The sequence below is a fragment of the Frankia sp. CcMO1 genome, assembly GCF_977945845.1.
This window is the reverse complement of record NZ_CDWTMG010000218.1, coordinates 1-8,473: the sequence shown is the minus strand read 5'-3', so window position 1 is coordinate 8,473 and position 8,473 is coordinate 1. Positions and strand designations below refer to the sequence as shown.

General features: G+C 69.4%; 5 protein-coding genes and 1 riboswitch. Of the genes, 4 read left to right on the top strand and 1 reads right to left on the bottom strand.

Going from position 1 to position 8,473, the window contains the following annotated elements; genetic code table 11:
- Nucleotides 1-287: 287 nt before the first annotated feature.
- The gene (locus AC08OU_RS19780) at nt 288-1,520 is read right to left on the bottom strand and encodes an ABC transporter substrate-binding protein (RefSeq protein WP_476602000.1); all 1,233 of its coding nucleotides are present in this window, start codon (nt 1,518-1,520) and stop codon (nt 288-290) included.
- 144 nt (nt 1,521-1,664) lie between these two features.
- Here AC08OU_RS19780 and AC08OU_RS19775 point away from each other — a divergent pair, with 144 nt between their 5' ends.
- The 4 genes from AC08OU_RS19775 to AC08OU_RS19760 all read left to right on the top strand — a co-directional run bounded on the left by AC08OU_RS19775 (nt 1,665) and on the right by AC08OU_RS19760 (nt 8,165).
- A complete protein-coding gene (locus AC08OU_RS19775) occupies nt 1,665-3,743 on the top strand; it encodes a branched-chain amino acid ABC transporter permease (protein WP_476601999.1) in 2,079 nt (692 codons plus the stop codon).
- Complete coding sequence (locus AC08OU_RS19770; protein ID WP_476601998.1) at nt 3,740-5,266, top strand: ATP-binding cassette domain-containing protein; 1,527 nt, start codon at nt 3,740-3,742, stop codon at nt 5,264-5,266. Before AC08OU_RS19775 ends, AC08OU_RS19770 begins: the two co-directional genes overlap by 4 nt.
- Nucleotides 5,267-5,410: 144 nt before the next feature.
- A riboswitch (TPP riboswitch) is annotated at nt 5,411-5,518 on the top strand.
- A complete protein-coding gene (gene thiC, locus AC08OU_RS19765) occupies nt 5,509-7,350 on the top strand; it encodes a phosphomethylpyrimidine synthase ThiC (RefSeq protein WP_476605524.1) in 1,842 nt (613 codons plus the stop codon). Its footprint overlaps the riboswitch before it by 10 nt.
- 194 nt (nt 7,351-7,544) lie before the next feature.
- Nucleotides 7,545-8,165 carry a CGNR zinc finger domain-containing protein gene (locus tag AC08OU_RS19760; protein WP_476605523.1) on the top strand — a complete coding sequence of 207 codons (621 nt, stop codon included), beginning with the start codon at nt 7,545-7,547 and terminating at the stop codon, nt 8,163-8,165.
- Nucleotides 8,166-8,473 lie beyond the last annotated feature (308 nt).

Here is an 8,473-nt window from a genome sequence, read left to right as displayed (position 1 = left end):
CAGACCCTAGTCGTCTAACGCTGTTAGTCGATTCTAGCTAGCAACGTTAGTCAACCGCTTGTCAAGAAGCCGGTGCGCGTCGCGTCTGGGTGACCGGCTGCGGGGGCAGTCGACGCCGCCCTGTTCGGCGGCGTCGCGCCGGATGAGACATTGGGTCCGGATGAGACAGTGGGTGTTGTCCGATGAATCGGCGGCGCTGATCTGGACCGACCGGAGCCGCTCGCTGAGCGAGCCGTGCCGTGCCGCGGCCCGGATCGGTCCAGCCTGGCCCGGGTCGGCCCAGGTGATTAGTTGATCAGTTTGATGAGCTGGCGCCCGTCGAGCCAGTTGCTGGTGACATCGGTGAACGTGTTGTTCTTCCACGCCAGCAGCCGCACCGCCGTGTTGCAGACCGCCGGGAAGATGTCGATCTGCTTGCCGTCACAGGTGAACGGATGGGCCATGACGTTCGGGTGGTCGTGGGAGGCACGAAGCGCCGTGAGCAGGGCGGCCGAGGTCGGCTGGGCGGTACCGGCCAGCAGCGACCGGATGTTGAGGACGGCGGAGAAGGATCCCTGCGACGACGAGGAACGATCGGCCTCCGGGATCGCCTTACGGAACGCCGCCGTGTCGGCGTCACCATCGCTCGTCCCGACCGGCAGGTAGCTGGAAGCGAAGTAGAGGTTGTCGGTCCGGCCGCTGGCCGCGCGCGGCACCGCGGGGGTGGTGCAGGGACCGATGAAGTAGATGTCGCTGCGGATGTTCAGCGCCGCCGCGGCCTGGACGATCCGGGTGCACGTCGCTGCCTGGAACACCACGATGATCGCGTCTGGCTTGCCCGCCGCGACCTGGGTCAGGGCTGGCGCGAAGTCCGCCGCGTCGGATTTCTCTGGCACCAGTTTGATATCGGACACACCTTTATGGCGCAGGATGTTCTGTGATCCCTGGATAGCGGCGGACAGCAGGCCGGGCAGGTCGAGGTACAGCGCGTGCACGCTGCGCACATGCCGGATGTTCGTCAGATAGTCGGTGAGGCCGAGCAGCTCGCTGAGCGAACCGCCGGAAAACGCGAAGGCGTTGTGTGAGCCGAGTTCTCCGCTCAGCTGAGGAGAGCCGGTGACGTACGGGATGTGGGCGGTCTCGTATATCGGCATCGCCGCCTCCGCGCCGAAATCGATCCCGCCGACCACCGCGAGTGGTTTCGTGGCGACAAGCCGGTTGGCGCAGTTCTGGGAAGACTCCGGCGAGCCGTCGGTTGCGCAACTGATCAGCCGGAGCGGCCGACCGTCGAGCCCGCCCAGAGAGGTGTTGGCGTAGTCCACGGCGGCCTGAGCGGCCTTCCGGGTCTCCGGGTATGACCCGACAGTGCTGTTCTCAACCGTTACGAAGCCGACAGTGACCGGAGGCCCGGTCAGGCGGCTCGCCGCCGCGCTGCCACCGGCAGCTGCGCCGGACGAGCCACCGCGCTGACTCGTGCACCCGACGACGACAACGGACAAGGCTACGGAGAACGCGAGGAGGATGCGGGAGGCTTGTCTCACGGCTCGTGAAGCTACACTTCTGTCGTCCAGTTCTGGGGGCTTGACCGTCGACCGGCCGGACGGGGACTGTTGTGTGACCATGCGTCCGGTCTTCATCGCAGTTCGGATCTCTCTATCTGTAATAGATGCGTCTACGGGGGCCCGGTGACAACGTATATAGCAGCATTGCTGCTCGGCCTTGGCCCGGGGGCCGTGTACGCGGCGCTCGGGCTGGGGCTCGTGCTCACCTACCGCGCGTCCGGCGTGGTCAACATCGCCCATGGGGCGTTCGCTATGTACGTCACCTATCAGTACGCAGAACTACGGGAGGTCGGGGACCTCGTACTGCCCGTCGTCGGGATGTCGCCAAGAATTCATCTCACCGACACGCCCACCTTCGGGCTAGCCCTGTCAGTATCCCTCGCAATGGCGGCAATCCTAGCGATGGTATCCTATCTGGCTATTTTTCGGCCCTTGCGGCGTGCCCAGCCGCTGATGACGGTCGTGGCTGCGGTCGGCCTCACGATCGCGCTGCAGGCCGTCGCCGTGCTCCAGTTCGGATCTGACAACAGGTTCCTTAGCCCGGTGCTGCCGCAGTCACCGCTGTCCCTGCTGGGCGTGACCGTGGCGAGCGACCGGCTGCTGCTCGCCGCGTCGGTCATCGTGGTCGCCGCCGGTCTGTGGGCGATGTCGCGCTGGACGTTGTTCGGCCTGGCTACCCGCGCCGTCGCCGAGGATGAGCAGACCACCGCGCTTCTCGGTCGGCGGCCCGGGTGGATCGCCGCCGTCAACTGGGTCATTGCGGCCGTGCTCGCCGCTCTCGCCGGGATCCTCGTGGCGCCGATCAGTGCGCTGAATCCGACGAGCTACTCGCTGTTCGTCGTTCCCGCGCTCGCCGCCGCTCTGCTCGGTGGCCTGTCCTCGTTCGGTCTGACCGTCGTCGGAGCTCTCGGCCTCGGCATGACCCAGGCTGTCCTGATCCCGCTGCAACAGGACGTCTCCTGGTTGAACCAGCCGGGACTGCGCGCGCTGCTTCCGATGCTTCTGGTCATCGCGGTGGCGAGCCGGCGCGGGGACCTGATTCCCGGTCGCGCCGCGGGCGTCGCCGTGTCGGCTCCGATGCCGGTGGTCGAACCGCCGGAGTCTCCCCTGCGCCACCTCGCAATCGGTGTGCCGTTCGGGGTGGTCGCGATCCTCGTGCTGACCGGCCCCTACCGGCTCGGCCTCGAACGCAGCCTCGCTGGCGCCGTGGTGTGTCTGTCGTTCGTCGTGTTGACCGGGTACGTCGGACAGCTCTCGTTGGCGCAGATGACCCTCGCCGGTGTCGCCGGCTTCCTGTTGGCCAGACTCCAGGGTGAGCTGGGCGTGCCGTTCCCGATCGCACCCCTGCTCGCCACGAGTGCCGCCGCTGTGGCGGGCCTGCTGCTGGGGGTGCTGTCACGGCGGCTGCGTGGAATCGACCTGGCGTTGATCACTCTGATCGCCGGCGTCGCGATCCAGGAGGTGGTGTTCGGAAACCCGCTGGTCACCGGCGGGTTGGCCGGGTCGGTAGTACCGAATCCGAAGATCTTCGGCCTCGATCTCGGGCTCGCCGGTGCCGGGTTCCCTCGGCCGGAGTACGGGCTGCTGGCGTTGGCCGTGCTCGCCGCGTGCTGCTACGGGGTCGCCCGGCTGCGCACCGCGGACCTGGGCCGGCGCATGCTGGCCGTGCGCGCGAACGAACGGGCCGCTGCCGCAGCCGGGATCGACGTCCGTCGTACGAAGGTACTCGCCTTCACTCTCTCCGCCGCGATCGCCGGTCTCGGCGGTTGCCTCATCGGCTACGGTCAGGGACGTCTGTCCTTCGACTCGTTCGGCGTCACGGCCTCGCTGTTCTTCCTGGCGATCGCGGCCGCCGGTGGGGTGACGAGCGTCGGCGGAGCGTTGCTGGGCGGTCTGCTGGTGCCGGGCGGAATCGTGTTCATCGTGCTGGACCAGGTTGCCGGGCTCGGCAAGTACCAGTCCGTGCTGTGCGGGATCGCCGTCGTGGTGCTGGCGGTGCTACGTCCGGCCGGGCTCGCGTACCGACCGCATCGGACGGCTCGCGCCGATCATCAGAGCCGCGTGGATCGGTCGGGTGGCACGCATCGGACCGGTTCTGGGCAGCGAACGCGTCGAGGAGATCACGTGCGACACCCGCAGCCGCCGGACCAGGGCCGGCCGAGCCTGACCCCGCATCCGGTCAACCCGGGCGGAGCCCCGTGACGGCGTTGCTGGCGGTCGACATGCTCGCCGCCGACCAGGGCCGTACGCGCATCCTCGAGGATGTCTCCTTCACCCTGTCGGCCGGCACCATCACCGGGCTCATCGGACCCAACGGAGCCGGAAAGACGACGTTGATCGACGCCCTCACCGGGTTTGCGTCGATCAGCGCGGGCACCGTCACGCTGGACGGTGCCGTGCTCGTCGGACTGCCGGCGCATGAGCGGCTGCGGTTGGGGCTCGCCCGCACCTTCCAGGCGCTGGAACTCTTCGACAGCCTGGAGGTCGGGGAGAACCTGGCCGTCGTCACGCCCCGGGCACCCGGACCCGCGGACGGGCCAGATCCGGCCCGGTCACTCGGGCTCGCCACGATCGCCGACCGCCTGCCGTCGACGCTCTCCTACGACGAGTGGTCCTCGGTGGCTCTCGGCCGCGCCCTCGTCGCCGGGCCGAAGGTCCTGCTGCTGGACGAACCGGCCGCGGGTCTCGACCCGGCCGCCCGCCGGACGCTCGCCGACCGGCTGCGCCGCATCGCCGCCGACGGCATCGCCGTGCTGCTCGTCGACCACGATGTGAAGCTCGTCTTCGACGTATGCGACCACGTCCTCGTCCTGGACGGGGGCCGCGTCGTCGCGCGCGGTCGGCCTGCCGAGGTGCGCGCCGATCCGGCGGTCCGCGCCGCCTATCTGGGCGGTGGTGAGCCGGACGGCGGCGACCGCGCCGGGCCTGCCCCGGCCTCTGCCTCCGGGTCCATGCCTGGCTCCACCCCGGCGCCGGCCCCCGGTCGAGGCGGGGGCGATCTGCTCGTGCTCGACCGGGTCACAAGCGGATACGACGGAGTTCCGGTGCTCCGGGACGTGTCGCTCACCGTCGGTGCCGGGGAGATCGTGGCGCTGCTCGGAGCGAACGGCGCGGGCAAGACGACGCTGATCCGCACGGCGGCGGGGCTGCTGACGCCGTCGAGGGGGCGGGTCAAGGTCCTCGATGACCGGTCGCGCCGGGCCGCGCCGAGCACACTCGCCCGCCGGGGGATGGCGGTCGTACCGCAGGGACGAGGGTCACTCGGGCGGTTGACCGTCCGCGAGAACCTGCGCCTGGCGGCCGGCCGGCGCTCATCCGGCGAGATCGGGCCGGTGTTGGACTGGTTCCCGGTGCTGCGCGGCCTGCTCGACCGGTCGGCCGGAGAACTGTCCGGGGGTGAGCGGCAACGGCTCGCGTTGGCTGTCGCTCTGGTGCGCAGACCGCGTCTGCTGCTGGTGGACGAGCTGTCGTTCGGCCTGGCACCCGGGGTCGCGCCGCAGCTGCTCGCCCTGCTGCGCACGATCGCCCTCGAGACGTCGACCGGCGTGCTGCTGGTCGAGCAGTTCGTCTCGCTCGCGTTGCAGGTGGCCGACCGTGGCTACGTTCTCGACCGGGGCCGGATCGCGCTGTCGGCGAGCGCGGCGGATCTCGTCGCGCGTCCCGAGCTCATCGAGACGGCCTACCTGGGCGGGAGTTCCGGGCCGGCGGTGGCCCCGGACCGCTGAGCTGGTCCGGCGTTCCCCGCCACGCGGAGAAACCGGGGTCCGGCGGAACAGGGCTCTCACGTCGCCCGATGGTGTGGGGCATGCGTCGGATGAACCGGAAGGGGTGGCGAGCGGGCCGGCGGTGTCTTACTGTCGACAAGCGTCGAAGTTGATCGCGGGAGCTCCGCCAAGGGGCTGAGAGGGCGGCTGGGGCCGCCGACCGCAGGAACCTGTCCGGGTAATGCCGGCGTAGGGAGTCTTACATGGTGTCGCGCACCGACCGTTCGTCCTCCTCTGTCTCGTCCTCCTCCTCGTCCATCTCGGCCGCGGCGATGACGGCGGTCTCGACGGGTCCGCTGACGGGCAGCCGCAAGACCTGGCTGGTCGGTGCGGATCCCGATCTGCGGGTGCCGATGCGGGAGATCGTGCTGACCACGGGTGACACCGTCGTGGTGTACGACACCTCCGGTCCATATACCGATCCGGGGGTGACCATCGACGTGCGCCGGGGTCTGCCGGCGACGCGGGACAGCTGGATCGCCCAGCGTGGCGACACCGCGCCGGATGAGCAGCGGACCGTTCCCGGGACCGGGGCGCCCGGTTCTGGGACGCCCGGTCTTGGCGGGACGGATCTCGGCGGGCAGGTGCGAGTGCCCCGTCGGGCGGTGCCGGGACGGCCTTCCGTAACCCAGCTGGGCTACGCCCGCCGCGGTCAGATCACTCGGGAGATGGAGTTCGTCGCCCTGCGGGAGGGTCTTCCCGTCGAGACGGTGCGGGCGGAGATCGCCGCGGGGCGGGCCGTGCTGCCGGCGAACGTGAACCATCCCGAGTCCGAGCCGATGGCGATCGGCCGTGCGTTTCTCGTGAAGATCAATGCGAACCTCGGCAACTCGGCCGTTACCTCCTCAATCGAGGAAGAGGTCGAGAAGATGGTGTGGGCGACCCGCTGGGGCGCGGACACCGTGATGGACCTCTCGACCGGGTCGGACATCGCCCTGACCCGTGAGTGGATCATCCGCAACGCGCCGGTGCCGGTCGGGACCGTGCCGATCTACCAGGCGTTGGAGAAGGTCGGTGGCCGGCCGGAGAAGCTGTCCTGGGAGGTCTACCGGGACACCGTGATCGAGCAGCGCGAGCAGGGTGTGGACTACATGACGGTCCACGCGGGGGTGCTGCTGCGCTACGTGCCGCTGACCGCGCGGCGCAGGACCGGGATCGTCTCGCGCGGCGGCTCGATTCTGGCCTCCTGGTGCCTGGCCCATCACGAGGAGAACTTCCTCTACACCCACTTCGCCGAGCTGTGCGAGATCTTCGCCGCGTACGACGTCACGTTCTCCCTGGGCGACGGCCTGCGGCCCGGGTCCATCGCGGACGCGAACGATGAGGCACAGCTCGCCGAGCTCGCCACCCTGGGCGAGTTGACGCAGGTGGCGTGGGAGCACGACGTCCAGGTGATGATCGAGGGCCCCGGGCACGCGCCCATGAACAAGATCGAGGAGAACGTGCAGCTGCAGCGGGAGCTGTGCCACGACGCGCCGTTCTACACCCTCGGGCCGCTGACCACCGACATCGCCCCCGGCTACGATCACATCACCTCCGCGATCGGGGCGGCGATGATCGGATGGGCCGGTACCGCCATGCTCTGTTACGTCACCCCGAAGGAGCATCTCGGCTTGCCTGACCGGGACGACGTCAAGGCCGGCGTCATCGCCTACAAGATCGCCGCGCACGCCGCCGACCTCGCCAAGGGTCATCCCGGCGCGCAGGCCTGGGATGACGCCCTGTCGGACGCCCGGTTCGAATTCCGCTGGGCTGACCAATTCCACCTCGCGCTCGACCCCGACACCGCACGCGCGTTCCACGACGAGACGCTGCCGGCCCCGGCCGCGAAGTCGGCGCACTTCTGTTCGATGTGCGGCCCGCACTTCTGCTCGATGAAGATTTCCCACCAGGTGCGGGCACACGCGGGCGGGGACGGGCTGGACCCGGCCGGGCATGGCGCGGGCCCGGCCGGCGACGAGGCGGTCACCGCCGGCCTGCGGGAGAAGGCCGCCGAGTTCAACGCCGCCGGCAATCGGATCTACCTTCCGGTGGCCAACTCCTGACCGACCGTCCCGACGGGCTCCTGCCGGTCAGCGGCGGGCCCCGTCGGGCGCAGCGGGCGCAGTGGTCCAGTGGTCCAGTGGTCCATAAAAGATATCTAAAAAAGATAGCTAAGACGATTACTTTGGCGGGGGAGTAACCTCTCAAGAGGAAGTGGAGTGGTTATTTGGGCGATCGGCTCGAGGGGAGGTCTCCGATGAACCCGGACGTGCTGATCGGGTTGGGCGATCATCCGGTGCTGGACTTCGTCAACAGCCTCGCCTTCTCGGCGGACGGCCCGATCGAGTTGATCGCCGATGGGCGGAGCTACCTGCGCTGGCTCCAGCTCGCGGGGCTTGTCGGCACGGCCGAACGAGAGGCGCTGCCTGCTCGGTTCGGGCCCGAGGAGCTCGACCGCATCGCCGTCGCCGCGGTCGAGCTCCGGGAGTGGCTGCGGCCGCTTATCGGCGCCTGGGCGGGCGGCAGCTCCACCGTGCCGGACGAACCCACGCTGTCGCGACTGAATGGGCTGTTGGCCACCGACCATCGGTACGCGCGGCTTACCCGCGTCGGCGGTACCCCCGCGATCGTCGAAAGCGGGACGTGGGCATCCGCCGAGGTCCTCCTCGCCTTGCCGGCGCGGGCCGCCGCGGACCTGTTCGCGCATGGCAACCGGTCGCTCGTCCGCAACTGCGACGGCCCGACCTGCACGCTGTGGTTCTATGACCGCGCCAAGGCCCACCAGCGTCGCTGGTGCAGCATGGCCATCTGCGGCAACCGGGCCAAGGCGCGGGCGCACCGGCCCGCCTCACCACTGGACGCGCTCCTGGCGCCTTAGCCGCGGAAGGTTCTGCGGTAGGCGTTCGGGGGACTGCGATGGCGTCGCGCAGGTGCTGACGTAGCGAAGCGGCGGGTGAAGGTTCGGCGACTCATCCCGGCGTGGGCGGCCAGGTCCTCCAGCCGGAGGGCATGGTCTAGCTCTGTCTTCCGCACATGGGGTTTCGATGCGTTGACCGGCCTGGTTTCCGATCAAGGTGGCCGGGTCGGATCGACGCCGAGAATGGTGAGGAGGTGCTGGTGCAGAGCCGAGGGGCGGGGGATGTAGGCGGCCTGGTCGCCTTGGGCGGGCACGAGGGGCAGCCTGCT

Coding starts and splice junctions, on each gene's coding strand:
- thiC (WP_476605524.1), top strand. CDS start 5,509: ATGGTGTCGCGCACCGACCGTTCGTCCTCCTCTGTCTCGTCCTCCTCC.
- AC08OU_RS19760 (WP_476605523.1), top strand. CDS start 7,545: ATGAACCCGGACGTGCTGATCGGGTTGGGCGATCATCCGGTGCTGGAC.